19 protein-coding genes are annotated in these 25,265 nt (G+C 73.4%); 15 read left to right on the forward strand and 4 right to left on the reverse strand.

Annotated elements, in window-relative coordinates; translation table 11 throughout:
• Positions 1–406 precede the first annotated feature (406 nt).
• The 6 genes from IE274_RS37600 to IE274_RS37625 all read left to right on the forward strand — a co-directional run bounded on the left by IE274_RS37600 (position 407) and on the right by IE274_RS37625 (position 8,327).
• Complete coding sequence (locus IE274_RS37600) at positions 407–1,447, forward strand: LacI family DNA-binding transcriptional regulator (RefSeq protein WP_190120444.1); 1,041 nt, start codon at positions 407–409, stop codon at positions 1,445–1,447.
• Positions 1,448–1,713: 266 nt separating this feature from the next.
• A complete protein-coding gene (locus IE274_RS37605; RefSeq protein WP_229910084.1) occupies positions 1,714–3,153 on the forward strand; it encodes a glycoside hydrolase family 28 protein in 1,440 nt (479 codons plus the stop codon).
• Positions 3,150–4,952, forward strand: a complete 1,803-nt coding sequence (locus tag IE274_RS37610) for an alpha-L-fucosidase (protein WP_190120445.1) — start codon at positions 3,150–3,152, stop codon at positions 4,950–4,952. The genes IE274_RS37605 and IE274_RS37610 overlap by 4 nt, the downstream gene beginning before the upstream one ends.
• A 106-nt stretch (positions 4,953–5,058) precedes the next feature.
• Complete coding sequence (locus tag IE274_RS37615) at positions 5,059–5,907, forward strand: GNAT family N-acetyltransferase (RefSeq protein ID WP_190120446.1); 849 nt, start codon at positions 5,059–5,061, stop codon at positions 5,905–5,907.
• 110 nt (positions 5,908–6,017) lie between these two features.
• Entirely contained in the window at positions 6,018–6,563 is a 546-nt protein-coding gene (locus IE274_RS37620) for a GNAT family N-acetyltransferase (RefSeq protein ID WP_190120447.1), read from the forward strand.
• 69 nt (positions 6,564–6,632) lie between these two features.
• Complete coding sequence (locus tag IE274_RS37625; protein WP_190120448.1) at positions 6,633–8,327, forward strand: proline--tRNA ligase; 1,695 nt, start codon at positions 6,633–6,635, stop codon at positions 8,325–8,327.
• 382 nt (positions 8,328–8,709) lie between these two features.
• On the opposite strand, the gene IE274_RS37630 is transcribed toward IE274_RS37625, so the two are convergent.
• The 3 genes from IE274_RS37630 to IE274_RS37640 form a co-directional block, all read right to left on the reverse strand.
• Complete coding sequence (locus IE274_RS37630) at positions 8,710–9,612, reverse strand: aminoglycoside phosphotransferase family protein (protein WP_190120449.1); 903 nt, start codon at positions 9,610–9,612, stop codon at positions 8,710–8,712.
• A gap of 332 nt (positions 9,613–9,944) precedes the next feature.
• Entirely contained in the window at positions 9,945–10,436 is a 492-nt protein-coding gene (locus IE274_RS37635) for a ferritin-like domain-containing protein (RefSeq protein ID WP_372446981.1), read from the reverse strand.
• Positions 10,433–10,948 carry a hypothetical protein gene (locus tag IE274_RS37640; protein ID WP_190120450.1) on the reverse strand — a complete coding sequence of 172 codons (516 nt, stop codon included), beginning with the start codon at positions 10,946–10,948 and terminating at the stop codon, positions 10,433–10,435. The genes IE274_RS37635 and IE274_RS37640 overlap by 4 nt, the downstream gene beginning before the upstream one ends.
• A 298-nt stretch (positions 10,949–11,246) precedes the next feature.
• Here IE274_RS37640 and rimP point away from each other — a divergent pair, with 298 nt between their 5' ends.
• The 9 genes from rimP (at position 11,247) to IE274_RS37685 (ending at position 24,128) form a co-directional block, all read left to right on the forward strand.
• Positions 11,247–11,801: a ribosome maturation factor RimP gene (gene rimP, locus IE274_RS37645; protein WP_190120451.1), complete on the forward strand. Its 555-nt coding sequence runs from the start codon at positions 11,247–11,249 to the stop codon at positions 11,799–11,801.
• Between the two features lie 2 nt (positions 11,802–11,803).
• Positions 11,804–12,811 (forward strand): transcription termination factor NusA, encoded by a 1,008-nt coding sequence (nusA, locus tag IE274_RS37650; protein WP_190120452.1) that lies wholly within the window; start codon positions 11,804–11,806, stop codon positions 12,809–12,811.
• A gap of 133 nt (positions 12,812–12,944) precedes the next feature.
• Positions 12,945–13,244, forward strand: a complete 300-nt coding sequence (locus IE274_RS37655; RefSeq protein WP_190120453.1) for a YlxR family protein — start codon at positions 12,945–12,947, stop codon at positions 13,242–13,244.
• Positions 13,245–13,389: 145 nt separating this feature from the next.
• Positions 13,390–16,521, forward strand: coding sequence for a translation initiation factor IF-2 (gene infB, locus IE274_RS37660; RefSeq protein ID WP_190120454.1), 3,132 nt, complete (start codon positions 13,390–13,392; stop codon positions 16,519–16,521).
• A 326-nt stretch (positions 16,522–16,847) separates the two neighbouring features.
• Positions 16,848–17,144 carry a DUF503 domain-containing protein gene (locus tag IE274_RS37665; protein ID WP_030362049.1) on the forward strand — a complete coding sequence of 99 codons (297 nt, stop codon included), beginning with the start codon at positions 16,848–16,850 and terminating at the stop codon, positions 17,142–17,144.
• 75 nt (positions 17,145–17,219) lie between these two features.
• Positions 17,220–17,714, forward strand: coding sequence for a 30S ribosome-binding factor RbfA (gene rbfA, locus IE274_RS37670; protein ID WP_190120455.1), 495 nt, complete (start codon positions 17,220–17,222; stop codon positions 17,712–17,714).
• Positions 17,714–18,619, forward strand: coding sequence for a tRNA pseudouridine(55) synthase TruB (gene truB / locus IE274_RS37675; protein ID WP_190120456.1), 906 nt, complete (start codon positions 17,714–17,716; stop codon positions 18,617–18,619). The genes rbfA and truB overlap by 1 nt, the downstream gene beginning before the upstream one ends.
• Positions 18,620–18,960: 341 nt before the next feature.
• The gene (locus tag IE274_RS37680) at positions 18,961–23,037 is read left to right on the forward strand and encodes a serine protease (RefSeq protein WP_229910085.1); all 4,077 of its coding nucleotides are present in this window, start codon (positions 18,961–18,963) and stop codon (positions 23,035–23,037) included.
• A gap of 131 nt (positions 23,038–23,168) precedes the next feature.
• Positions 23,169–24,128 (forward strand): bifunctional riboflavin kinase/FAD synthetase, encoded by a 960-nt coding sequence (locus tag IE274_RS37685; protein ID WP_190120457.1) that lies wholly within the window; start codon positions 23,169–23,171, stop codon positions 24,126–24,128.
• Between the two features lie 25 nt (positions 24,129–24,153).
• Here the strand turns inward: IE274_RS37685 and IE274_RS37690 are convergent, their stop codons facing one another.
• Positions 24,154–25,191: an oligopeptide/dipeptide ABC transporter ATP-binding protein gene (locus tag IE274_RS37690; RefSeq protein ID WP_190120458.1), complete on the reverse strand. Its 1,038-nt coding sequence runs from the start codon at positions 25,189–25,191 to the stop codon at positions 24,154–24,156.
• Positions 25,192–25,265: the final 74 nt, after the last annotated feature.

A 25,265-nucleotide genomic window follows, 5' to 3' on the forward strand; every position in this document is an offset into this window, starting at 1 on the left:
CCCGCAGTTCCCTGGCCGGGGCAGTCGTGGGGCTTCGTTGGGTTCCCGGCCCCGCAGCTCTCAGGCCGTAGGCTGCACTGGTTTCTCTGAGGTTCCCCGGGTCCCGCAGTTCCCTGGCCGGGGCAGCCGTGGGGCTTCGTTGGGTTCCCGGCCCCGCAGCTCTCAGGCCGTAGGCTGCACTGGTTTCCCTGAGGTCCCTGGGCCCCGCAGCCTTCTGGCCGGAGGCAGCCGCAGGTTTCCAAGGGATCGCCCGGGTCCAACCTTCACGGGTGGGCGGGTGGGAGGAAGTCGCCGCGCAGCGGCGGCAGGGTTGCCGCACGGTGCCCGAGTAAGCACGCGCCCGCGGGGAAGGACTCCCCGGGCCGGGGAAGCGGTTCCCCGGTGGGGGCGTGCGGGGAGGCGGGCGATGGCGAAGGGGCGGGGGAAGCGCGTCACGATCGGGGACGTGGCCCGGGAGGCGGACGCGTCCGTGACGACCGTGTCGCGGGTGCTCAACGACGTGAGCACGGTGGACGAGACCCTCGCCGACCGCGTCCGCCAGGCCATCGCCGACCTCGGCTACCGCCCGAGCGCCACCGCCCAGGGCCTGGCCCGCGGCCGCTCGGGCACCCTCGGCGTACTCGTGCCGGACCTGGCGAACCCGCACTTCAGCGACCTGGTGAAGGCGTTCTCCGCGACGGTGCGCGACAGTGGCGCCCGGGTCCTGGTGATGGACTCGGACGAGGACCCGACCGTCGAGCGGGAGCTCGCGGAGGACCTGCTCCGGTACGCCGACGGCCTCCTCCTGTGCGCACCCCGCATGCCCCGCGCGGACCTCGCCGCCCTGGCGGCCCGCGGCGCCCCGCTCCTCGTCGCCAACCGCAGGGCCCCCGGCCTGGCCCTGCACACCGTCGGCGTCGACTTCCACCAGGGCGTCCTCGCCGTCTGCGGACACCTCGCCCAGCTCGGCCACCGCCGCGTCGTCTACCTCGCCGGACCCGAGGGCTCCTGGGCGAACCGGGAGCGGCTGCGCGCCCTGGCGGGCGCCGAGGCGTTCGGCCTGCACGTCACCGTGCTGCCCTGCGGCTCCACCACGGACGAGGGCCACGCCGTCGCCGAGACGGCCCTCGCGGCCGGCGGCACCGCCCTGGTCGCGTACAACGACTTCGTCGCGCTCGGCCTGCTGTCCCGCTTCGCCGAACTGGGCGTACGCGTCCCCGACGACATCTCGCTGACCGGCTTCGACGAGATCGACCTGGCCCGGTTCTCCTCGCCACCGCTCACGACGGTAGCGGTACCCCGCAGTGGCCTCGGGCGGGCGGCCGCCACCGCGCTCATCCGGCTGCTGCGCGGCGGGACGGGCGGCGCGCCGGACGGCGGGACGGACGCCGACGACCCGGAGAACGCCGAGGCCGAAGCCCTCCCCGTTGAGCTGCACGTTCGCGGTTCCACCAGCGCACCGTCTTGACAGCTCCGATGTATGGCAGGACCTTGTTCGGGCACCTGGACCGAGGAAGCGCTACCTGACGGCGGCCTCGTCCGCGCCGATGCCCGAGGGAGCCGCCGTGTTCCGTACGACGTGCAGGGCTCATGTGCCCAGAAGCCGCAGCCTGCGGCCGACCGGCGCCGTCTGCGGCAGTGGCGCCCCCGAGGATGATTCATCGGATGACCAGGGCGCTGCCTGGCGTACCGCGTGAAGGAGCAGCATCCCCCGACTCAGGAGCGTGATGTCCCGTGCGTGCCCACCCCACCCGCCGTGCGGCGCTGACGGCGGCCGCCCTCGCGGCGGCGTCCCCGCTGTTGCCCGCGCACACCGCCGAAGCGAGACCGAGCGCCCCGGCCGACGCCCCGGCCCTCAGCCCGGCCCCCACCGACCCCTGGTCCCGAGTCCCCGCCATCCTCGCCCGCATCAGACCACCCCGCTTCCCCCGACGCCGCTTCGACGTACGGGACTTCGGCGCCGTGGGGGACGGGGTCACCAAGAACACGGGAGCCTTCCGCCGCGCCATCGCCGCCTGCCACCGCGCAGGCGGCGGCCACGTCCACGTACCCGCCGGAGGCCGTTTCCTGACCGGCGCCATCCGCCTCCGCAGCCGGGTGAACCTGCGTGTCGACGGCACCGTCCTGTTCTCCACCGACCCGGCCGACTACCTCCCCATGGTGCTGACCCGCTGGGAGGGCACCGAGTGCTGGAACTACTCGCCGTTCGTGTACGCCCACGGCGAGCGCGACATCGCCGTCACCGGCCACGGCACCCTCGACGGCCAGGGCATGGACGGACCCTGGAAGAGCTGGCGCGACCCCGGCGGTGGTCAGCCCGCCGATCAGGCGGAGCTGCGGCGGATGGGGGAGCAGGGCGTCCCCGTCGAGGAGCGGCTCTTCGGGGCGGGGCACTACCTCCGCCCGAACATGGTCCAGTTCTACCGCTGCCGGAACATCCTCATCCAGGACGTCACCGTCCTTGAGCCCGCCATGTGGACCCTGCACCCCGTCCTGTGCGCCAACGTCCTCATCAAGGACGTCGACGTCATCGGCCGCATCAACAACAGCGACGGCGTGGATCCCGAGTGCTGCGCCGACGTCCTCATCACCGGCTGCCGGTTTCACACCGAGGACGACTCCATCGCCGTCAAGTCCGGGCGGGACGAGGACGGCCACCGCGTCGGCGTGCCCAGCCGCAACATCGTCGTACGCGACTGTGTGTTCTCCGGACGCTGGGGCGGCATCGCCGTCGGCAGCGAGATGTCCGGCGGCGCGTACGACATCTTCGCCGAGAACTGCCGCGTCAACCCCCTGGACTTCCCCGGCCGGTTCAACCCCCGCCACCCCGTCTTCCTGAAGACCAACACCAAGCGGGGCGGGGCCATCGACGGCGTTCACATCCGCGACTTCACCGGCCGCGGCATCGACCGCGACTGCGTCCACCTCACCACCCGCTACTCCGGGCAGACCGGCCCGTACCCCGCCGTCATCCGCAACGTCAGCGTCGAGCGCATGGTCCACGACGGCGCCCGCCGCGCCCTGCACCTCGAAGGCCTCGCCGCCGACCCCTTCGGCCCCGTCCGCATCGCCCACTGCGACTTCACCGGCATCGCCGAGCCGAACCTCATCGAGGCCGCCCCGCACCTCACGCTCCACCAGGTCTACGTCAACGGAAGCGAGGCCCACGCATGACCCCCGTACGCCGCCGCGGACCCTGGCCCCTGTGGGTCGCGGTCCTGTCCCTGCTCGGCGGGCTGCTCCTGGCGGGCACCGGCAGCGGAGCCGCCTCGACGCGCCCGCAGCCGCCCCCGCCCGCCGACCCGCCCCGCCAGTCCGCGCTCCGCGACGCCACCGCCGGGCTCTTCCTGCACTGGGGCATGTTCACCAACCCCCGGCACTACGAGTGCGATGCCTGGGAGAAGGCCGTCACCGACGGTGGGTGGACGCCCGACTACTGGGTCGACGAGGCCAAGAAGCTGGACGCCGGCTACATCGTCCTCGCCACCTTCCACTCCCGGCTCGGCTACGCCCGCCCCTGGCCCTCGAAGATCCCCGGCTCCTGCGCCACCCGAAGGGACTTCCTCGGCGAGCTGATCAAGGCGGGCGAGGCCAAGGGCGTCAAGACGATCCTCTACATGACCGACGACCCCAAGTGGCACGACGAACAGGGGCGGGAGACCCTCGACTCGGCCGCGTACTCCGCCCACAAGGGCCGCGACATCGACCTCACCACCCGGCCCGGCTTCGGCGAGTTCTCGTACGACAACTTCTTCGAAGTCATGGACGCCTACCCGAAGTTGTCGGGCTTCTGGATCGACAACGACAACGAGTACTGGGAGCAGCACCAGCTCTACGAGCAGATCCGCGAGCGGCGCCCCGACATGACGCTGAGCAACAACAACGAGGACACCGCGGCCATGGACATGGTGTCCCACGAGCAGAAGACCGGCATGACCCCGCCCTACGACCAGCCCTCGGCGATCTGGACGCCGATGCCGCGCCTGACCGAGTCCTGCTACAAGGTGCCGAGCACCGGCGCCTGGTGGTACGACGGCCAGGACCGTCCGGTCGATACCGGCCTCAACGTCCGCCGCTACGTGGCCAATTCGGGCACGTCCATCAAGTCCCTCATGGACCTCCAGGCCATGGTCGACGGGCGGTTCCCGCCCCAGCAGCAGAAGTTCACGAACTTCATGAAGGACTACCTGCCGCCCATCAGGGAGTCCCTGCACGGCGTCGACGGCGGCGGCTACATGTACGGCGGCATGCAGCCGGGCGCGTGGAACGACGGCGCGTACGGCTACCTCACCATCAGCCGCGCCAAGCCCACCACGCAGTACGTCCACGTCACCACCCGCCCCACCACCGGCGACCGGATCCGCCTGCGCGACAACGGCTACCGGATCAAGCGCGTCACCGATCTGCGCACCGGCACGCGCCTGCCGTTCTCCCAGGGCGACGGCCGTCTCACCATCCGGTCGATCGAGGACTGGGACGCGTACGACACCGTCTTCAAGGTCGAGACCGAGCGCGAGCGCGAGGGCGTCTACCCGAAGGGCTCCGTCAAGGCCGGCGACCCCGCCCTCACCGACGGCGACTTCACCACGTACACGGACAACAAGGGCACGCTCCCCGTCTCCGTCACCCTCGACCTCGGGACACGGAAGAAGGCCGCCTTCCTCGGCATCAACCAGCGCGAGTGGTCACCCACCCACAACCGCTCCACCTTCGGCAGGCCCGAGGACTCCGCCCGCATCAAGGACTACACCGTGTCCGTCAGCGACGACGGAAAGCGCTGGCGGCAGATCAAGGCGGGCGTCCTGGAGAGCGCCCGCGGCATCCGCTTCATCGACCTCGGCGACGGCGTCCGCACCCGGCACCTCAAGCTCGACGTGACCACCACCTGGGCCGCGGCCACCGCCCCCACCTTCCACCGGCAGCTCAAGATCGACGAGATCCAGGTCGGCCACGGCCACGTACAGCGCCGCTGATCACGCCGGTCGCCCGCCCGGCCGCCGCACGGCGACCGGGCGGCGTCGCGGAACCTCGCCAGGTACAGTGCGGAGATCAGCAGACCGTATGGTGAGGCCCCCGCACGTGTTGACCCAGACCACCACCAGGGTCCTCGATCCGAGTGACCTGGACGCCGCGCTCGCCGTGCTCGACCGCGAGCCGGTCGCGAACGCCTTCGTCACGGCCAGGGTGCGCGTCGCGGGCCTCGACCCCTGGCGGCTCGGCGGCGAGATGTGGGGCTGGTACGAGGACGGCATGCTGGAGTCCCTGTGCTACGCGGGCGCCAACCTCGTCCCGATCTGCGCCACCCCGCGCGCCGTCCGCGGCTTCGCCGACCGCGCCCGCAGGGCCGGCCGCCGCTGCTCCTCCATCGTCGGCCCCGCCGAGCCCACCGCCCTGCTGTGGCGGCTGCTCGAACCGTCCTGGGGCCCCGCGCGCGAGGTCCGCTCCCAGCAGCCCCTGATGGTCACCGACCGGCTGCCCGACGACATCACGCCCGATCCGTACGTCCGCCGCGTCCGCAAGGACGAAATGGAGACGATCATGCCGGCCTGCGTGGCGATGTTCACCGAGGAGGTCGGCATCTCCCCGATGGCCGGCGACGGCGGGCTCCTCTACCAGGCCCGGGTCGCCGAACTCGTCGGTTCCGGGCGCTCCTTCGCCCGCATCGACGCCGACGGCCGCGTCGTCTTCAAGGCCGAGATCGGCGCGGCGACGGACCGCGCCTGTCAGGTCCAGGGCGTCTGGGTGGCGCCCGAGTACCGGGGGCAGGGGCTTGCCGCGCCCGGCATGGCGGCCGTCCTGAAGTACGCCCTCGCGGACGTCTCCCCGGTCGTCAGCCTGTACGTCAACGACTTCAACACGGCCGCACGGGCGACGTACCAGCGGGTGGGGTTCAAGGAAGTCGGGGCGTTCATGAGCGTGCTGTTCTGACCGCCCCGTCGGGGGCGCGCACACCCCTGTGCCCCTGACGGGGCCGTTTCCGGCCGCGGCCGGTCCTCGCCGCCGCCCGTCGGCGACGTGCCGCGAAGTAGGGTTCGCGCATGACTGACGACGTCGTGATCGGGCCGGTCGACCTGGCCGCGCGGGTGGACGACGCGCTGCGCGTACAGGCCCTCGCCTTCGGGCTCAGCGACGACGAGATCGCGGTACGCCGCCAGATCGTCCTGCGGCACCTCACCCACCCCGGCGCCCGGGCGCTCGGCGCGACCACCCGCGACGGACGGCTCGTCGGCTTCGTCTACGGCATGCCCAACGACCGCGCGCACTGGTGGTCCACGGTCGTCGAGCCGTATCTGCGCGGCTGGGGCCTGGAGGGCTGGCTGGAGGACTCCTTCGTGATCACCGAGCTGCACGTCCGGCCCGGCTACCAGAACCGCGGCCTCGGCCGCGCCCTCATCACCACCATCACGGACGCCGCCGCCGAGCCCCGCTCGATCCTCTCCGCCATCGACACCGAGAGCCCCGCCCGCGCCCTGTACCGCTCCCTCGGCTACACCGACCTGGCCCGCAACGTGCTCTTCCCGAGCGCCCCCAAGCCGTACGCCGTGATGGGCGCGCCACTGCCGCTGCGGCGCCCCGGCGGCTGAATCGATTTCCACGTGCGCGCGTGCCCCGGCTAACCTGCGGCCATCACCCTTACGCAGCAGGAGATCACCATGGCCCAGGTCCAGCGCATGTCCCGTTTGATGGTCAAGACACTGCGCGACGACCCGGCGGACGCGGAGACGCTCAACCACAAGCTGCTCGTCCGCGCCGGATACGTCCGCCGGACCGCCGCGGGCATCTGGACCTGGCTGCCCCTCGGCAAGAAGGTCTACGAGAACGTCGCCCGCGTCGTCCGCGAGGAGATGGACGCCATCGGCGGCCAGGAGGTCCTGCTCCCGGCCCTGCTGCCCAAGGAGCCCTACGAGGCCAGCGGGCGCTACGAGGAGTACGGCGACCTGCTGTTCCGCCTCAAGGACCGCAAGGGCTCCGAGTACCTCCTCGGCCCCACCCACGAGGAGATCTTCACCCAGGTCGTCAAGGACCAGTGCTCGTCCTACAAGGACCTGCCGGTGATCCTCTACCAGATCCAGACGAAGTACCGCGACGAGGCCCGCCCCCGCGCGGGCGTCCTGCGGGGCCGCGAGTTCCAGATGAAGGACTCGTACTCCTTCGACACCACCGACGAGGGCCTCGCCGAGGCGTACGCCCTGCACCGCGCCGCCTACCAGCGCATCTTCGAGCGCCTCGGCCTGGACTACCGCATCGTCTCCGCCGTGTCCGGCGCGATGGGCGGCTCCGCCTCCGAGGAGTTCCTGGCCCCGGCCCCCGCCGGTGAGGACACCTTCGTCGACTGCCCCGAGTGCGACTACGCGGCCAACACCGAGGCCGTCACCTTCGCCCTCAAGCCGGTGTCCACCGACGGCCACCCGGCCGTCGAGGAGCTCGACACCCCCGACACCCCGACCATCGAGACCCTTGCCGAGCACCTGGGCGTCCCGGCCTCCGCCACCCTCAAGAACCTCCTCGTCAAGGTCGACGGCGAGATCGTCGCCGTCGGAGTGCCCGGCGACCGCGAGGTCGACCTCGGCAAGCTCGGCGAGCACCTCGCGCCCGCCACGGTCGAGCTCGTCACCGCCGAGGACTTCGAGGGCCGCGACGACCTCGTCCGCGGCTACGTCGGCCCCCAGGGCCTGGAGAAGGTCCGCTACCTCGCCGACCCGCGCGTCGCCCCCGGCACCTCCTGGATCACCGGCGCCAACAAGGCCGACACCCACGCCCGCAACGTCGTCTGCGGCCGCGACTTCGAGGTCGACGACTACCTCGACGTCGTCGTCGTCGAGGCCGGGGACCCTTGCCCCGCCTGCGGCGCCGGTCTGAAGCTGGACCGGGCCATCGAGATCGGCCACATCTTCCAGCTCGGCCGCAAGTACGCCGACACCTTCCAGCTCGACGTCCTCGGCCAGCAGGGCAAGCCCGTCCGCGTCACCATGGGCTCCTACGGCATCGGCGTCTCCCGCGCCGTCGCCGCCCTCGTCGAGCAGACCGCCGACGAGCAGGGCCTGTGCTGGTCCAAGGAGATCGCCCCCGCCGACGTCCACATCGTCGCCGCCGGCAAGGCCGTCCAGACCGAGCTGGCCCTCTCCGTCGCCGAGCAGCTCAACGCCGCGGGCGTACGCGTCCTCGTCGACGACCGCGCCGGCGTCTCCCCCGGCGTGAAGTTCACCGACGCCGAGCTCATCGGCGTCCCCACGATCCTCGTCGCGGGCCGCCGGTCCGCCGACGGCGTCGTGGAAGTGAAGGACCGGCGCACGGGGGAGCGGGAGGAACTCACGGTCTCCGAAGCGGTGGCTCGCCTCACGGCGTAAACGGGACGGGCCGGGGGCAGAGCACCCCCCGGCCTGCCCCGTGCGGCTGGCCCGGGACAGACGCCGGTCGCGCTCCGCGCTCGTCCTCAGACTCCCCCGAGCTCTTGAGGAGCAGGGGGGACCTCCACGACGGGCTGGAAACCCCGCCCATCCGCCCCTTCCCGCTCTTGCCGCACCGGCAACCACTCAGCCCGTCCGGCGTGTGAGGACGAGGCCGCAGGCCGCTTCGGCGGGGGCCTGTCCCGCCCGCCCGGGGCCCCACGCGCACCCCTTCAGCCCCTCCGGCGATTGAGGACGAGGCGCGGAGCGCCGATAGCGGGGGTCCGGGGGCGCAGCCCCCGGTTTCGGAGAAGGGGCGGGACTGGGGAAAGCCCCGCCAGGGCTACACCCAGCCCGCGAACTCCAACAGCAGCTCCGCGTCCTGCTCCCGCCCCACGCGCAGTGCCCGCACACCGGACTCCACAGCCCGGAACAACGCCCACCCCCGCAGCCGCTCAGGATCAACGTCCAACGACTCGGCAAGCCGCTTGACGCGCCGCCGCGCAATCGCTGCCCCCGACGGCGAAGCAATCAGATCCTCCACCCGGTCCCGCACCAGCCGCGCCAGATCGAACGCAGCCTCCCCGACCACCGGATCGGGCCCCACGGCCAGCCACGGCACCCGCTCGCCGGCGAGCACCTTGCTCTGCCGGAAGGTCCCGTGCAGCAGCAGCGCACCCCCCTCGGAGGGCACGGAGCCGAGCAGTTCGTCGCGCGCGGCGAGCGCGGCAGCGACGAGCGGCCGTGCGTCCGCGTCACCGCACGAGGCCATCGCCTCGGCCTGCCGCCCCGTCCGCTCGGCGACGGTCTCGAACCGGTGCCCGGCGGGCGGCGCCACCCACAGCCGCCGCAACGTCCCGGCCGCCTCCAGCATCGACTTGGCCTCGGGCAACGACCGCACGGACACATCCCGCTGCAGCCGCTCGATGAGCAACGCCCCGTCCCCGGCGTCCAGGAGCTTCGCGGCCCCCATCCCGCCCCAGTGGGCGAGCGCGGCCCGCTCGCTGTCGGGCCGCGACCGGGGCGGCACCAGCTTGAGCACGGCGGGCGTACCCTCGCGCGTCCGGACGAGTACGACGAGGCTGCTGCGCCCACCGGGCACCTGCACCCGCTCCACGGTCAGCTCGTGCCGCGCGACGGCCTCCTCGGCCAGTTCGGGCAGGCGGTGCAGCCAGTCGTCGGTGGCGGCGTCGCGCGTCGCCTCGCCGAGCGCACGGACGAGGCGCTGCGGCGGTTCGAAAGCCATGCGCGAGGTGTTCCCTTCCCATTCGCCCGAAGGCGCTCACATTCCGACTGCCGTGCGCGGTGCCCCGCTCACGCCAACAACACTCACAGCCCCGAGCCGCACCCATCGCCCAGAGCAGCTCGCACAGCTCGCACCCAAGGCGTACTCATGCCCGAACCGGCTCACGCCCGAGACGCGCCCAGGCCCCGAACCCGCTCACCCCAACGGCGCTCACAGCCCCAAGGCGCGCTCACGCCGAAGAGCCAGCTCAGGCCCGAGGCGCATGCACGCCCAAGCCCCGCTCACCCCGACAGCGCACCCACGCCCCGGACCCGCGCGTGCCCGAAGCGCCCTCACGCGCCCGGTGAAGTGGCCCCGGCCTCGTCTCCCGACGTCCGGGACCGCTCGGTGAGCCCTGGGAAGGCTACGCTCCCGCCGCGCCACCGCGCCGCCCGCACCGCCGCCTCCCGCAGGGACTCGGCCGCGGTGCCGCGGCGCGCACCCTCGGTCGCGCGGACGAGATCCGAGTACACCCCGGCGACCCGGTCCTCCAGTTCGGCCGCGAGCCGTACGGCCGCCGCCGAGTCCGGCACCGGGAACGGCAGGGCGTACGCGGCCGCCGACGGCTCCGGCTCGGCGCCGAGGGTGCGTACCGTCCGCCGAAGCGCGTCCCGGCGTGCGCGATGGGCGTCGTACGCCGTGCGCGCCTCCGCCCGCCGCTCGTCGCCGATCCGGCCGCCGACGACGCCGTAGCCGTACACGGCCGCGTGCTCGGCCCGCAGGGCCGCCTGCAGGGCCTTCAGCTCGGTCTTTCGGTCCATGCCCGCAAGGCCCTCGCGGCTCATCTCTCGTCCTCCGTCAGCAGGTACGCGTGCGCGGCGCCCGCCGCCGCGACCGACGCGAGCAGCCGGGCCAGTTCGGCGGGCGCGTCGAGGAGTTGCTTGTCGCGCCGGTCGGCCAGTTCCCGCTCCGCCGCGGCCAGGAACCGCAGGGCGTCCTTCTCGCCGTCCGGGACGGACACCGGGGCGGGGGAGGGCGAGCGCGACGCGGAGGGCTCGGGGGCGGGGGCGAACGCCTTCTCGTGGCGTACCACCTCCGCCCGCAGCGGCCGCAGCCGCGCGGCCAGGGGCGCGTGCGCCGCGAGGACGGCGTCGTACTGCCGCAGCAGCCCTGCGCTGTCCCGGGCGGCACGCGTGCGCAGCCGGTCGTCGGCGGACGGGCGGCCGTCGCCGTCGGAGCCGCCGGCGCCGGAGCATCCGGCGAGCAGCGTGGTGCCGGCCGCGGCGGCGGCCCCGGTCAGCAGGCTCCTTCGGCGCGGGCCCGGGCGGGTCCACGAAGGGGTGAGATACGACGGCACGGCAGGCGTCCTCGGGGAGGTGGGCCGCTAGGGCACGGAGGGCGGGGGCGAGGGTGGCGCAGGGTGGTGAAGGAGAGGCGTGTGTGGTGAGTGGGAGGGCTGAGCCCTCGGGTTGCGGGAGGGGCGGGTGTTGGCCCGGTGATCACCGTACCTGCGCCCTGTCCTCGTACGCGCGATCGGCTCGTCCCGGGGGGTGCGGAGCCCCGGCGGTGGACGGCAACACCCTCCGCGACCGGATACCCTTTGACCTGACACGCGACGATCCCACAACAGCACACGCGGCCGAGGAGTCACCCGGATGAGCACCACCCAGAGCGAGAGGCTGCGAGAACTGCTGGAACCGCTCGTCAGCTCGAAGGACCTGGATCTCGAAGAGATCGAAGTGGCCTCGGTCGGACGCAAGCGGGTGCTGCGTGTCGTCGTCGATTCCGACGACGGCGTGGATCTGGACCGCATCGCCGAGCTGAGCCGCGAGTTCTCCGCGAAGCTCGACGAGTCCGACGCGATGGGCGACGGCGAGTACACGCTCGAGGTGGGCTCCCCGGGTGCCGAACGCCCGCTGAACGAACAGCGCCACTACGTACGCGCCATCGGACGCCTCGCGAAGTTCCAGCTCGCCGAGGGCGGCGAGCTGACCGCGCGGATCCTGAAGGTCGACGACGAGGGCGTGGACCTCGAAGTGCCCGGGGTCAAGGGCCGCAAGCCCACCGCCCGCAGGCTCGCCTTCGCGGAGATCGCCAAGGCGCGCGTCGAGGTGGAGTTCAACCGCAAGTCCGCAGACGGTGCCGACAGTGCCGACGGCGGTAGCGACAACGACGACGAGAAGAACGTGAAGGAAGAGGAGGAGGCGTAGCCGTGGACATCGACATGAGTGCCCTGCGAGGTCTGGTGCGGGAGAAGGAGATCTCCTTCGACCTGCTGGTCGAGGCGATCGAGTCGGCCCTCCTCATCGCCTACCACCGCACCGAGGGAAGCCGCCGCCACGCGCGCGTGCGGCTCGACCGCGAGAGCGGTCACGTGACGGTCTGGGCGAAGGAGGACCCCGAAGACCTCGAGGAGGGCCAGGAGCCCCGCGAGTTCGACGACACCCCGTCCGACTTCGGCCGGATCGCCGCGACCACCGCCAAGCAGGTCATCCTGCAGCGCCTGCGGGACGCCGAGGACGACGCGACCCTCGGCGAGTACGCGGGCCGCGAGGGCGACATCGTCACCGGTGTCGTCCAGCAGGGCCGCGACCCGAAGAACGTGCTGGTCGACATCGGCAAGCTGGAGGCCATCCTGCCGGTGCAGGAGCAGGTGCCGGGCGAGGAGTACCCGCACGGCATGCGCCTGCGCAGCTACGTGGTGCGGGTCGCCAAGGGCGTGCGCGGCCCGTCCGTGACGCTCTCGCGCACCCACCCGAACCTGGTCAAGAAGCTGTTCGCGCTGGAGGTCCCGGAGATCGCCGACGGGTCCGTGGAGATCGCCGCCATCGCGCGCGAGGCCGGGCACCGCACCAAGATCGCGGTCCGCTCGACCCGCTCGGGCCTGAACGCCAAGGGCGCCTGCATCGGCCCCATGGGCAGCCGGGTGCGCAATGTCATGGGCGAGCTCAACGGCGAAAAGATCGACATCGTGGACTGGTCGGACGACCCGGGCGACATGGTGGCGCACGCGCTGTCCCCGGCGCGCGTCAGCAAGGTCGAGATCGTCGACCTGGCCGCCCGCTCCGCCCGCGTGACCGTGCCGGACTACCAGCTCTCGCTGGCGATCGGCAAGGAGGGCCAGAACGCCCGCCTCGCCGCCCGCCTCACCGGCTGGCGCATCGACATCCGGCCGGACACCGAACTGCCCGAGAACGCGGCGCGGGACTCCGAGGGCTGATCGGACCGATCGCTCCGGGTTCCCGGGTCTCCCTGGGGCCCCGGGGCTCCCGGGTTGCTGAACTGATCAAGACAACATCCGTTCGATTCTTGCCCCAAAGGGGTGAGGTCGGTGCGGGGAGGTAGACTTAAGCGTGTCTGGCCGGACGCATGCCCGAGCATGCCCTGAGCGCACCTGTGTGGGGTGCCGGGAGCGAGCGGCCAAGAGTGAGCTGCTGCGCATCGTGGCGGTCGAGGGCGTTTGCGTCCCCGATCCAAGCGGTACGCTGCCCGGCCGGGGTGCGTATGTTCACCCCGCCCTGGTCTGTTTCGATCTTGCGCTCCGCCGCCGGGCGTTCCCGCGGGCCCTCCGGGCCCAGGGACCGCTCGACACCGCGGAACTGCGCCGGAATGTCGAGGCAGCCGAGACCGTTGCCCCGCAGGCAACACCGTAGGACGTGCCGCCCGGAACCCCGTGCGGCCCTGGTACCCCGCGAGTTGGAAGTAGGTCGAGATTGCGATGAGCACTCGATGAGCACGCGATGAGTACGCCCATGAAGTAGCGACGGTCCGGCGTAACCCGGACCTAAAAGGAGCGAAGTGGCTAAGGTCCGGGTATACGAACTCGCCAAGGAGTTCGGCGTAGAGAGCAAGGTCGTCATGGCCAAGCTCCAAGAACTCGGTGAATTCGTACGTTCGGCGTCCTCGACGATCGAGGCGCCGGTAGTACGCAAACTGACTGACGCATTGCAGCAGGGCGGCGGCAACGGCAAGTCCGCCGCCAAGCCCGGGGCGCCCCGCAAGGCGGCCGCCCCCAAGCCGGCGACCCCGTCGGCACCCTCTCCCGCGCAGGCCGCCAAGCCGGCCGCGCCCAAGCCGCCGGCGCCCAAGCCGGCCGCTGCCGACAAGCCCGCCGCGGCGCCCGCTCCGGGCCCCCGCCCGGGTCCGGCCGCGCCCAAGCCCGTGACGCCGAAGCCCGCTCCGGCGGCTCCGGCTCCGGCCGCGCCCGAGTTCACCGCGCCGCCGGCCGCCCCGGCGACCCCGGCGCAGGCTCCGGCAGCGTCCTCGGGGGCCTCGGCGTCCTCGGCCCCGGCGGGCCCGCGCCCCGGTGCCCGTCCCGGTGCCCCCAAGCCCGGTGGCCGTCCGGCCCCCGGCCAGGGCTCCGGCCAGGGTCAGCGCGGCGGCGACCGCGGCGACCGTCAGGGCGCCCCGCGCCCCGGCGGCCAGGGTGGCGCCCCGCGTCCGGGCGGCCGTCCGGCCGGTCCGCGTCCGGGCAACAACCCCTTCACCTCTGGTGGCTCCACCGGCATGGCGCGCCCGCAGGCGCCCCGTCCGGGCGGCGCCCCGCGCCCCGGTGGCCAGGGTGCCCCCGGCGGCCCGCGCCCGCAGGGCCAGGGCCAGGGCGGCGGCCAGGGTGGTCCCCGTCCGCAGGGTCAGGGCGGCGCCCGTCCGTCCCCGGCCGGAATGCCGCGCCCGCAGGCGCCGCGTCCGGGCGGTGCCCCCGGCGGTAACCGTCCGAACCCGGGCATGATGCCGCAGCGTCCCGCCGCGGGCCCGCGTCCCGGTGGTGGCCCCGGCGGTGGCCGTGGCCCCGGTGGCGGCGGTCGTCCCGGTGGCGGTGGCGGCGGTGGCCGTCCCGGCTTCGCCGGTCGTCCCGGTGGTCCGGGCGGTGGCGGCGGCGGCTTCGCCGGTCGTCCGGGTGGTCCCGGTGGCGGCGGCGGTGCCGGTCGTCCCGGTGGTGGCGGCGGCTTCGGCGGTCGTCCCGGCTTCGGTGGCCGTCCGGGTGGTCCCGGTGGCCGTGGTGGCACGCAGGGCGCCTTCGGTCGTCCCGGCGGTCCCGCGCGTCGCGGTCGCAAGTCGAAGCGGCAGAGGCGCCAGGAGTACGAGGCCATGCAGGCCCCGTCGGTCGGCGGCGTGATGCTGCCTCGCGGCAACGGCGAGACCGTTCGCCTGTCGCGCGGTGCCTCCCTCACCGACTTCGCCGAGAAGATCAACGCCAACCCGGCGTCGCTCGTCGCGGTGATGATGAACCTCGGCGAGATGGTCACGGCCACGCAGTCCGTCTCCGACGAGACGCTGCAGCTCCTCGGCGACGAGATGAACTACACGGTTCAGATCGTCAGCCCCGAGGAGGAGGACCGTGAGCTGCTCGAGTCGTTCTCCATCGAGTTCGGCGAGGACGAGGGCGGCGAGGAGTACCTCGCGCCGCGTCCGCCGGTCGTGACCGTCATGGGTCACGTCGACCACGGTAAGACCCGACTGCTCGACGCCATCCGCAAGACGAACGTCATCGCGGGTGAAGCGGGCGGCATCACGCAGCACATCGGTGCGTACCAGGTCGCCACCGAGGTCAACGGCGAAGAGCGCCCGATCACCTTCATCGACACCCCCGGTCACGAGGCGTTCACCGCCATGCGTGCCCGTGGTGCGAAGTCCACCGACATCGCGATCCTCGTGGTCGCGGCCAACGACGGTGTGATGCCGCAGACGATCGAAGCGTTGAACCACGCCAAGGCGGCCGAGGTGCCGATCGTGGTCGCGGTCAACAAGATCGACGTCGAGGGTGCCGACCCGACCAAGGTGCGCGGTCAGCTCACCGAGTTCGGTCTGGTGGCCGAGGAGTACGGCGGCGACACGATGTTCGTCGACATCTCCGCCAAGCAGGGCCTCAACATCGAGAGCCTGCTGGAGGCCGTGGTCCTGACCGCGGACGCCTCGCTCGACCTGCGGGCCAACCCGGAGCAGGACGCGCAGGGTATTGCGATCGAGGCCCACCTGGACAAGGGCCGCGGCGCCGTCGCGACCGTCCTCGTCCAGCGCGGTACGCTCCGCGTCGGCGACACGATGGTCGCCGGTGACGCCTACGGCCGCGTCCGCGCGATGCTCGACGACAAGGGCGAGAACGTGGAAGAGGCGGGTCCCTCGACCCCGGTCCTCGTCCTCGGTCTCACCAACGTCCCGGGCGCCGGCGACAACTTCCTGGTCGTCGACGAGGACCGTACGGCCCGTCAGATCGCCGAGAAGCGCGCCGCCCGCGAGCGCAACGCCGCGTTCGCCAAGCGCGTCCGCCGCGTCTCGCTCGAGGACCTCGACAAGGTGCTCAAGGCCGGCGAGATCCAGCAGCTCAACCTCATCATCAAGGGCGACGCGTCCGGTGCGGTCGAGGCTCTCGAGTCCTCGCTGCTCCAGCTCGACGTCGGTGAAGAGGTCGACATCCGCGTCCTGCACCGCGGTGTGGGTGCGGTCACGGAGTCGGACATCGACCTGGCCATGGGCTCCGACGCCATCGTCATCGGCTACAACGTCCGCGCGGCCGGCCGTGCCGCGCAGATGGCCGAGCGCGAGGGCGTCGACGTCCGGTACTACTCGGTGATCTACCAGGCCATCGAGGAGATCGAGGCGGCCCTCAAGGGCATGCTCAAGCCGGAGTACGAAGAGGTCGAGCTCGGCACGGCGGAGATCCGCGAGGTCTTCCGCTCGTCCAAGCTGGGCAACATCGCGGGTGTTCTCATCCGCTCCGGCGAGGTCAAGCGCAACACCAAGGCCCGACTGCTGCGCGATGGCAAGGTCATCGCGGAGAGCCTCAACATCGAGGGCCTGCGTCGCTTCAAGGACGACGTCACCGAGATCCGCGAAGGGTTCGAGGGCGGTATCAACCTCGGCAACTTCAACGACATCAAGATCGACGACGTCATCGCTACGTACGAGATGCGCGAGAAGCCGCGGGCCTAGCGTTCGCGGACGGGGGTTGCCCGGGGTGTTCCCCTGGGCAACCCCCGCTTCTTATGGGGGCTGCGCCCCTTTCCCCCGCTCTTTCGGCGCTTCGCGCCTCGTCCTCAGACGCCGGACGGGCTAGAACCTTGCCGCACCGGCGAGACCTATAGCCCCTCCGGCGTTTGAGGAGCGGGGTCTGGGGCGGAGCCCCAGGTACGGGACGGGTAGGGGCGGCGGGGGCGAATATCCGTCGAGCCGACCCGGCCCCGCGTTGTACGGTTCTGGTGACCCTGCCAACCGTGCGCAGGGCGCGATCCCGCACCGGCGGGTTATCCGGGACACATATGTATGTGGGGACTCTGTCCTTCGACCTGCTCCTCGGCGACGTACATTCGCTGAAGGAGAAGCGCTCCCTCGTCCGCCCGATCGTGGCGGAACTCCAGCGGAAGTACGCGGTGAGCGTGGCGGAGGTCGGCCACCAGGAACTGCACCGCAGGAGCGAGATCGGCCTGGCGCTGGTCTCCGGGGACGCGGGGCACATCACGGACGTACTGGACCGGTGCGAACGGCTCGTCGCCGCCCGGCCCGAAGTGGAGCTGCTGTCCGTACGGCGGCGCTTCCACGGTGACGATGATGACTGAACGACCTGAACGACCTGAACGACTTGATCGACCTGAACGATCAGCGACGAGCACAGCACAGAAGGAGACGGAGCAGTGGCCGACAACGCGCGGGCGAAGAGGCTGGCGGACCTCATCCGAGAGGTGGTGGCCCAGAAGCTGCAGCGCGGGATCAAGGACCCGCGGCTCGGCTCGCATGTCACCATCACGGACACCCGGGTCACGGGTGACCTGCGGGAGGCGACCGTCTTCTACACGGTCTACGGGGACGACGAGGAGCGCGCGGCCGCGGCCGCGGGCCTGGAGAGCGCCAAGGGTGTCCTCCGCTCCGAGGTCGGCCGGGCGGCGGGCGTGAAGTTCACGCCGACGCTGGCCTTCGTGGCCGATGCCCTGCCGGACAACGCCCGGGCCATCGAGGACCTCCTCGACCGGGCGCGCGCCTCGGACGAGAAGGTCCGTGAGGCCTCCGCGGGCGCCGAGTTCGCGGGCGGCGCGGACCCGTACCGCAAGCCGGAGACCGACGACGAGGAAGCCGAGGCCGCCGAGGCCGCGGACGGCACCGCCGCCGACAAGGACGGCGACGCCTCGTAATGACCAAGCGCAGCACCACGCCGGACGGCCTTGTCATCGTCGACAAGCCGTCCGGCTTCACTTCGCACGACGTGGTCGCCAAGATGCGGGGCATCGCGAAGACCCGCCGCGTCGGGCACGCCGGCACCCTCGACCCGATGGCGACGGGCGTCCTCGTGCTCGGCGTCGAGCGCGCCACGAAGCTGCTCGGCCACCTGGCGCTCACCGAGAAGGAGTATCTCGGCACGATCCGTCTCGGCCAGTCCACCGTCACGGACGACGCGGAGGGCGAGATCACCTCGGCCGCGGACGCCTCCGGCGTCAAGCGCGACGCCGTCGACGCGGGCATCGCCAAGCTGTCCGGCGCCATCATGCAGGTGCCGTCGAAGGTCAGCGCCATCAAGATCGACGGCAAGCGGTCGTACGCGCGCGCCCGCCAGGGCGAGGACTTCGAGATCCCGGCCCGGCCGGTCACGGTCTCCTCCTTCCAGGTGTACGACATCCGGGACGCGGTCGCCGAGGACGGCACCCCCGTCCTCGACCTGGTCGTGTCCGTGGTCTGCTCCTCCGGTACGTACATCCGTGCCCTCGCCCGCGACCTGGGCGCCGACCTGGGCGTAGGCGGCCACCTCACGGCGCTGCGCCGCACCCGCGTCGGGCCGTACAAGCTGGACTCGGCCAAGACCCTCGACCAGCTCCAGGAGGAGCTGACGGTGATGCCGGTCGCCGACGCGGCCACGGCGGCGTTCCCCCGCTGGGACGTCGACGAGAAGCGGGCGCGGCTGCTCGCCAACGGCGTGCGGATCGACATGCCGGACGAGTACACGGGCGCCGGGCCGGTCGCGGTCTTCGGGCCTGAAGGGCGCTTTCTGGTGCTCGCGGAGGAGTCGAAGGGCAAGGCGAAGAGCCTCGCCGTCTTCTCCTGAGGCGGCGGTGGGCGTGGCCGCGGGGCTGCGCCGACGCGCCTGACGCGGCGGTGGGCATCCCCCGCCGACGGCCCTGACCGGCGCTCAGTTCGCTTGCTTGCCGCCGGAGTTGGCGCCCGTACAGCTCGGGACTCTGTCGTGGAGCGACGGACGGTGGTCCGCCGCTCCACAGTCCCCCCCACCAGAAGGTGTATCCACGCCCACCCGCCGATTCACTCCTACGGGCAGGCGCTCGGAGTGAACCGAGGGAGCGGAAGGGGGCGCGTTCGGCTCGCGTTCTGTCCGGCTGATCATCTCCGACCTACGGTCGAAGGTACGGGGTGCGGCTGGGAGGTTCGAGCATGGCGGGACGGGGCCCGCGGGCCCGGGGCGGCGGGGACCGGGGCCGGAGCGAGTGGGCGGTGGGGCGCGACGCGTGGCGCGAGCCCGAGGGGTCCCTGGTGCGGATCTGCGACCTGGCCGGGCGCCCGCGCGGCCACGGCTTCGCCGCCGACGAGCACGGCACCGTCATCACCAGCCACGAGGCGGTCGACGGCCTCGCCCGGATAGTCCTGCACGCGCCCGGCGAACGCACCTGCGTCGTGACCGCCGACGCCGTCACCGCGCTCCCCGGGAGCGACCTCGCCCTCGTCCGCACCGACGGCCTCGGCCTGCGCCCGCTGCCCGTCACCGCGCGCGACTCCGTCGAGGTCGGCTCGTACGTACGGATCGCCACCGGCGGCTGGCGGCAGGCCCGGGTCCTCGACTCGGCCGCCGTGACGTACACCGCGACGGACCGCTTCCACCTCCTCGACGCCGCCATGGAGTTGGCCATCGGCACCGACGGGGCCGACGCGCTGCGGCTCGGCGGCGGCGCCGCGGGCGGGCCCGTCGTCGACGCCGCGTCCGGCGCCGTGCTCGCCGTCCTGGCCACCGCACTGCAGGCTCCGCACCGGGCCGCCGGGTTCGCCGTGCCGCTGCGGACCGCGGCCGCCACCGACCCGGGCGGGCCGCTCGCCGCCCTGCTCGCGCGCAACGCGGCGACCGTGCCCGGCTTCGGCCGCGACCTGAACCTCGCGGGCGCGCTGCACCTCACGGCCACGTCACTCGGCTCCGACGGCCCGCGCGACCCCGCCCCCGAGCCGGTCGAACAACCCTGTACGGAACGGGAGTTCGCCGCCTTCGCCACCGGTTCCGCGCGCGTGCTCGGCCTCGTCGGCGACCCCGGCACCGGCCGCACCACGGAACTCGCCGCCCTCGCCCGCCGCCGCGCCCGGGGTGCCGCACCCGCCCCCACCCTGTGGCTGCGCGGCGCCGACCTGCGGGACGCGGACACGTCCGTGGCCGACGCGGTGGCCCGCGCCCTGGAGCGGGCCGGGCGCATCCTCACCGCGTCCGACGGGGCCGTCGGCGGGGACGAGGGGCTCGGGGACATCTCCGCGGGCCGCGTGGCCCGGCTGGTAAGGGACGCCGGGCGCCCGCTGCTGCTGCTCCTCGACGGACCCGAGGAGATGCCGCCCGTGCTCGCGCACCGCCTCGCCGGGTGGAGCGCGGGGACCGCCGGGTGGCTGCGGGACACGGGCACGCGGCTGGTGGTGGCGTGCCGTGCGGAGTACTGGGAGCAGGCCGGGGCGCACTTCCCTCCGGGACTGCTGCACGTCCCGGACAGCGACGCGCTGTCGTACCGCTCCCGGGCGTGGCTGCCCGACTGCGTACGCCTCGGCGACCTGCCGGAGCCGCAGGCGCGCACGGCCCGCGAGCGGTACGGCATCGCGGACGAGGCGCTCGCCGACGCCGACGCCGGCCACCCCCTGACCCTGCGTCTCCTCTCCGAAGTCACCGCGGCGCTGCCGGACACGGCCCCCTCGGGGCGCCCCGGCCGCGAGGAGGTGTTCGCCGCCCACCTCGACCTTCTCTGCCTGCGCGTCGCCGTCCGCCTCGCCGCCGACAGCGGGCTCCGGGGCACGGCCGTGCGACGTCTCGCGGCGAAGGTGTCCGGCCAGCTCCATGAGGCGGCCCGCCGCTGCCTGGGCCCTGGCCAGGGCCAGCTGGACCGCGCCGCCTTCGAGACGGTGTTCCCGTGGGGGGCGCTCCCTGGCAAGGGCGCCGACGCCTGCACGGGCTGGGCGTCGGCCGTCCTCACCGAGGGGCTCCTCACCCCTGCCGGGTCCGGCTACCGCTTCGCCCACGAGGAGGTGGGCGACTGGATCCAGGGGCTCCACCTGGACGTGGACGCGGCGTTGAGGTCACTGGTCCTCCGGTACGCGGAGGAGCGGGTGCGGGGCACTGCGCCGGTGGCCCGTTCCTTGCCGGTGCCGCGCCACCGGGCCGGTCCGGTGCTGCAGGCGCTGCTGGGGCTGGAGCGGCAGCGGGGGGTTGAGGAACTCGCCCGGAGACTGGGGGAGCTGGTGGGGGCGCTTGAGGTGCTTGGGGCGAGGGGGGAGACCGGGGAGGCGCTGGGGGCGGCGGAGGCTTGCGCGGCACGCGGGGCTGGCACGGAGGCTGCTGCGGCGCCGGGTGGGGCGGGGGCTTCCGGGGTGCGAGGGGCCGGTGGGGAAGTCGGGGTGACGGTGAGTGGCACGGGGGCTGCGTGGGTTGATGGGCAGGCGGGGGCGGGGGCGGAGGCGGGGGTGGTGGGCTGTGAGGTGGGGGCTGGGGGTGCTTCTGGGGCTCGTGGGGAGGGTGGCGTGACGGCGGGTGTTTCCGGGGGGCTCGGGGCTGCTGGGCAGGTCGGAGGGGTGTCGGGCGAGGGGGGTGCTGCTTGGGCTTGTGGGGAGGCTGCGGGGGCGGGAGGGGGCGTTGGCGGGGACGCCGAGGTCCCCGGCGTCCGTGAGGGTCCCGGTGCCCTCGGCGTCTGTGGGGTTCCCGAGGTCCCTGGTGTCCGCGAGGTTCCAGACGACCCCAGTGTTCGTAAGGTTTCACAGGCCCCCGGTGTCCGTGAGGTCCCCGCGGCCCCCGGCGGCGCGGCCGCGGCGGTGGGGCTTCCCCGGGGCGGCGTGGGGCGGGATTCGGAGGAGGACGAGGGGAACGCGTGGTGGTGGGCGCGGCATCTGGTGCGGGAGACGTTGCTGCGGGTGGGCGATGCGACTCCGTACGGCGGGGTGCTGCAGCGGCTCGCGGCCCAGCGGGAGTTCGGGCCGGACTTCTGGCTGGCGCTGCCCCTGTCGGAGGCGGCCAGGTTCGAGCTGCTGCGGGCCGTCGTGGTGCACGACGGCCCACCGGGCACCGGCCGCCGCTGCCTGGACGCCGTAGCGGAGCGCCTCGCCGCCGACCCCGCCGCCGTACAGCACCACCTGACCCGCTGGTTCGCCGACGAGCGCCCCCTGCGTGCCGCCCCCGAGGCGACCGTCGCCTCCGCCGCCCAGGCCCTGCTCCACACCCACCGGCACCGCGCCGTCGACGACCTCACCGAGGCCCTGGTCGACTGCGCCCACCCCCGCGCCGACGAACTCCTCGGCGCCCTCGCCGAGGACGAGCCGTCCGCGCTCTGCCGCGCCGTCGACCGCTGGGCCCACGACGCCCGCCCCGCCCGCCGTGTCGCCGCCGCCACCCATGCCCCGCGCGCCGCCCGGCACAGCACCGGCGAGGCCGACCGCCGCCTCCTGCGGTACGCGGCCCAGACGCTCCTCGACCGCCCCGGCGACGAGGCCCTGCACGGCGCCGCCCTCAGCCTCCTCGTCCGGGACCCGCACACCCGCGCCCGCCACCTCCCGCACGCCCTGCGTCGCTTCGCCACCGGCGACCCGACCCTGCCCGCGGGCGCCCTCGCCGCCGCCCTCGCCACCCACCCGGAGCCGGTCCTCGCCGCCTTCCGGGACCGCCTTCGCGCCCGCGACACCGGCACCGGCGAGGTCCTGCGCGGCCTGGCCGACGTACCCTCGCCCGCCCTCGCCCGGCGCGTGGCGGACCTCGTACGGGAGCAAGTGGAGCGGTGCCCGCGCGCCGCGGCGGACGCGGCGGCCTACGTGGACCTGCGCCTCGAACAGGGCCCCGAGGCGCGGGCCGAGCTGTTCCCGCTGGCCGTCGCCCTGCTGAAGGGGCGAGGCGTCGACATACGCATCGCCCTCGCCCCCGTGCTCGCCGCCCCCGGCACCCCGGTCTCGCGCCCCCTGCGCGCCGAACTGCTCGACCTCCTCCTCGCCGCCGAGCGCGAACCCGTCGTCTTCGAGGCCGTCCTGCGCGCCGTCGGCGGCCGGGGCGGCGGCGCCGAACGCGACCGCGAGCTGGTGCGCCGCACCGCCCTCCTCGCCGGGCGCACCCCGGAGGGCGCCACCGGCTTCGACCGCGCCCTGGTCGACCTGGCCCGGCGCGTCCCCGGCTTCGCCAACCGGCTGACGGGCTGGCTCACCGCCGCCCCGCAGGACTGGGCCGCGCTCGTCGGGCCGAGCGCCCGGCGCACCATCGAGCACCTGTCCGGTGAGGTGGCCGTGTCGGCGTGAGCTCCGCCACCCCGGCCGATGCGGGCGACAAACTGTCGGCATGGCAGTCTTAGACCTGCGCAATCGGCAAGGGACCGTACAGACGTACGGGCGTACGGATACATACACGGGTTCGGCGAGGAGCGAAGACAGTGCAGCGCTGGCGTGGCTTGGAGGACATTCCCCAGGACTGGGGGCGCAGCGTCGTCACCATTGGTTCCTACGACGGCGTGCACCGCGGTCACCAGCTCATCATCGGCCGCGCGGTGGCCCGCGCCCGTGACCTCGGCGTGCCCGCCGTGGTCGTCACCTTCGACCCGCACCCGAGCGAGGTCGTGCGCCCCGGCAGCCACCCGCCGCTGCTCGCCCCGCACCACCGGCGCGCCGAGCTGATGGCCGACCTGGGCGTGGACGCCGTCCTCATCCTCCCCTTCACCACCGAGTTCTCGAAGCTGTCGCCCGCCGAGTTCGTGGCGAAGGTCCTCGTCGACAAGCTGCACGCCAAGGCCGTCGTCGAGGGCCCCAACTTCCGCTTCGGGCACCGCGCGTCGGGCAACGTCGAGGTCCTCGCCGAGCTCGGCCGGACGTACGACTACGAAGTCGAGGTCATCGACCTGTACGTGAGCGGCACGGCGGGCGGCGGCCAGCCCTTCTCGTCCACGCTCACCCGCCGCCTCATCGCCGAGGGCGACGTCGCGGGCGCCCACGAGATTCTGGGCCGTCCGCACCGCGTCGAGGGCGTCGTCGTCCGCGGCGCCCAGCGCGGCCGCGAACTGGGCTTCCCCACGGCCAACGTGGAGACCCTGCCGCACACCGCCATCCCCGCCGACGGCGTGTACGCCGGGTGGCTGCACGCCCAGGGCGAGGCGATGCCCGCGGCGATCTCCGTCGGCACCAACCCCACGTTCGACGGCACCGCGCGCACCGTCGAGGCCTACGCCATCGACCGCGTCGGCCTCGACCTGTACGGCCTGCACGTCGCCGTCGACTTCCTCGCCTACGTCCGCGGCATGGCGAAGTTCGACTCGATCGACGAGCTGCTGGTCGCGATGGCGGACGACGTGAAGCAGTCGCGGGCCCTCGTGGAGAAGTACGACCCCGCCGGGGGCTGACGCGGATCGTCCTTCGGGCTCGTCCTCAAGCGCCGGACGGGCTGTTGGCGCCCGCCGACGCCCAGTGGCACGCGACCTGCGTCCCCCCGGCGCCGGACAGCACCGGCAGGTCCTTCGTGCGGCAGTCGCCCGCCACCCCGGCCCGCTCGGCCTCCCCGCCGGCAAGGATCTGGCAGCGCGCGTGGAACCGGCATCCGGCCGGCACCCGCGACGGATCCGGCGGCTCACCCGTGAGCACCACGGGTTCCCCCTCCGCCTCGGGGAGCACGGACAGCAGAGCCTGGGTGTAGGGATGCTGAGGCGCCGTCAGGACGTCCTCGACGGCGCCGGTCTCCACGATCCGCCCCAGGTACATCACGGCCACCCGGTCGGCGATGTTCCAGGCCAGACCCAGGTCATGGGTCACCACGAGCGCGGACAGACCCAGGTCCTCCCGCAGCCGGAGCAGCAGCGCCAGGATCTCGCCGCGCACGGACGCGTCCAGGGAGGCCACCGGCTCGTCCGCGACGATCAGTTCCGGCTCCAGGACCAGCGCGCCCGCGATGACGACGCGCTGGCGCTGGCCGCCGGACAGCTCGTGCGGGTACCGCAGGAAGAACCGCTCCGGCGGCCGCAGCCCCGCCCGGGACAGCGCCGCGCCGACGGCCGCCCGCTCGTCGCCCCCGTACCCGTGGATGCGCAGCCCCTCGGCCACGGCCTCGTACACCGTGTGCCGGGGGTTGAGCGAGCCGCTGGGGTCCTGCAGGACGAGCTGGACGCGCTTGCGGTACGCCTTCAGGGCGCGGCCGCGGTAGCTCAGCGGCTTGCCGTCGAACGTGACCCCGCCGGACGTGGGCGGGACCAGCCCCAGCAGGGAGCGGGCGAGCGTGGTCTTGCCGCAGCCGGACTCGCCGACGAGCGCGACGATCTCGCCGCGCCGGATGTCGAGGTCCACGCCGTCCACCGCGCGCGCCGGGTCGGCGCCCCGGCGCCCGGGGAAGGCGATGCGCAGGTCGGAGGCGGTGAGGAGGGGCGCGGCACCCTCCGCACGCGCCGCCGGTTCGCGGGTCGTCTCGGTGGTCATGCGCTTCTCCTCGTGGCCGGGGGACCGGGTCGGCGGATCACGGTGTACGCCGGGTGGTGCGCGGCGCGGGCCGG

The sequence above is a fragment of the Streptomyces flavofungini genome (assembly GCF_014650815.1).
In the GTDB taxonomy this organism is placed as follows: Bacteria; Actinomycetota; Actinomycetes; order Streptomycetales; family Streptomycetaceae; genus Streptomyces; species Streptomyces flavofungini.